This window comes from Halopseudomonas yangmingensis (genome assembly GCF_900114825.1).
Taxonomy (GTDB): domain Bacteria; phylum Pseudomonadota; class Gammaproteobacteria; order Pseudomonadales; family Pseudomonadaceae; genus Halopseudomonas; species Halopseudomonas yangmingensis.
The window spans coordinates 1-2200 of record NZ_FOUI01000036.1 but is presented as its reverse complement, the minus strand read 5'-3'; the positions used below and the strand labels follow the sequence as shown (position 1 = coordinate 2200).

2 protein-coding genes are annotated in these 2200 nt (G+C 47.9%); both read right to left on the bottom strand.

What is annotated here, in order from left to right; translation table 11 throughout:
- Positions 1-60: 60 nt before the first annotated feature.
- Positions 61-1152: a lipopolysaccharide biosynthesis protein gene (locus tag BMZ23_RS14675; RefSeq protein ID WP_143069626.1), complete on the bottom strand. Its 1092-nt coding sequence runs from the start codon at positions 1150-1152 to the stop codon at positions 61-63.
- 193 nt (positions 1153-1345) lie between these two features.
- The coding region (locus BMZ23_RS14670; protein ID WP_342707845.1) for a glycosyltransferase family 2 protein at positions 1346-2200 on the bottom strand (855 nt) is incomplete at its 5' end.

Genomic DNA, 2200 nt, shown 5'->3' with positions numbered 1-2200 from the left:
CATCGGGTGGCTTGGCTGAGGTAGTGGCAGTGTCTGGTGATTATACTCGGGGCTGGACACTCAGGTGGATGGCTGATTTGTGCAGCGTTTCCTTAGAGCCAATACGACGATCACCACCCAGCCAGTTAGCTCCAGACTAATACGTATCCATGGTCTCCCTAGCGTGGTAAGCACGTTGGTTGCTGCTGCACGCACACACAGCGCCGGAACGGCAAAAGCCAGGGTATGTATAAGCTCACTGACACCTGAATAAATCTCTCCCAGTGCTAATTCGATCCATGGGGAGAAAATGATCATGGTTGTCGCCGCGAAAAAGCCGTATATCCCAGCTATGGTAAATAACCAGCACTGAAGCTTTTTTCCAGTTGCGGCCTCGCTGCGAAACAGGCGTGGCATTGCGCTGAGTATCATGGCCATAACCGGCATTACAAGGGAGCCGACTACTCTGGAGGCTGCCGAATACACACCTGCAATGCCAAGTGGAAGGAGGCGTACAGCCAGCATCTTGTCGAGTTCTGAGACTCCGCTGGCGCTGATATTTGTAATCGCATAGCCTCCAAGGGCAGGCCACTCAGGTCGCCGGGCTACACGCCAGCGGAGAGGCTCACGCCAGATAGAGGGTGCTTGCCATACCACATACCCAAGCGGCAATAATACGGCAATTAAGTGCCCATAAGCATATTGATGGAGTGGGTCATCCAAACTAGTTCCAGCAATGAAAGCAACCACAAGTAAACGTATGCAAATTGGCATAATCAGTAATACTTGTGAACGTGCAACACGACCTTTACCATGAAGCTCCATAGCTGCAATGATCAGAAAAGGCTGAAAAATTATTTCAGCAGCACCAATGCACAGAATAATCCAGTACAGATCACCGGAGACTTTGAAAAAAATATGAGCCAATATAATGTATGTAAGTAATAGCACTGGCCCACATAAAGCCGTGGTACCCAAAGCTAGACGCTGAGTTGTATCCTGTTTGTCAGAAGCACAAGATATTTCGCGCAATAAGACAAGGTGAGTTCCGAAGTTGGACATTCCACCCATCAGAACAGCCATGGCGCCCAGTCCTGCATATAGCCCAAAACCTGCGGGCCCAAGTGTCGCCGCAAGAATAAAAAGAGTGCTGGCCTGAATCAGTAGACGCATGCCCAAGATGATACTGGTACGGACAGTGCCGAGAGCGATGGGGCCTTTGAGGAATGATAGCCTTAGCTTATTTAACATTGGCTAATCTGATCTTGAGCCATAGTTCCAGCCAATTAAGGTTGCTTTTTTCAAGTGGCACCACGGGTGAGTTTCATGCCTTTATCCATTCTTTCTTGGGGGAATATAAAATTCATTATTTGCTATCTTTGTACATGAGCGCGGTTATTTGTTCTGATATCAGCCCCATGAGAAATATCATTACACTACCTGTGTAAAGTAGAGCGCTCATATTAGTGAAGCGTCCTTCAGTAAAAAGCGTATAACCATACCAGACTGATGCCATTGTGAAAGCAACTGCAGCTATTGGTGCAAAAAGCTTTAATGGGGAGTATAGCGTGCCTATCTTGAAAATAATCAGAAGAAAGCGTATCCCATCTTGCAGAGGTTTGATATGGCTTTTACCGATACGCTGAGCTGTATGGATTGGCTCGTAGGCCACTGAATAGCCTGCACGAAAAAATGCCATGGTGCTGGTGGTAGGGTAGGAGAAGCCGTTTGGCAATAGATAGAGAAACTCTCGAAACTTGTCTGCTTTTACTGCTCTAAAGCCGGACGTAAGATCCTCGACTCTGTGTCCGGTCATGTAGCTGGCCAGTCTGTTGTAGAAGCCATTGGCAAGGCCGCGACCAATGTTGGCTTGTGAGCCAGATTGGCGGGCGCCAACTACCATGTCATTGTCTTGTGCAAGTCGCTCCAGGAGTCTTGGTATATCTGCCGGGGCGTGTTGACCATCAGCATCAAGGAAAATCAGTATGTCGCCGGTGGCAGCGCGAGCGCCAGTTTTAATTGCGGCACCGTTACCCTTGCTATATGGGTGTCTCACTACATAAGCCCCAGCTCCTACTGCCTCGCTTGCAGTGCTATCTGTGGATCCATCATCGACTACAATAACTTGAGCTGAAGGCAATAGAGTTACAATATCTTCTACAGTTTTTTTTATTGCGCCAGATTCATTCTTTGCCGGCAAAATGACAGAAATATTTTTTTT

Bases quoted from the DNA above. Each gene is read 5' to 3' on its own strand.
- BMZ23_RS14675 (WP_143069626.1), bottom strand. From the start codon at position 1,152: ATGCGTCTACTGATTCAGGCCAGCACTCTTTTTATTCTTGCGGCGACA.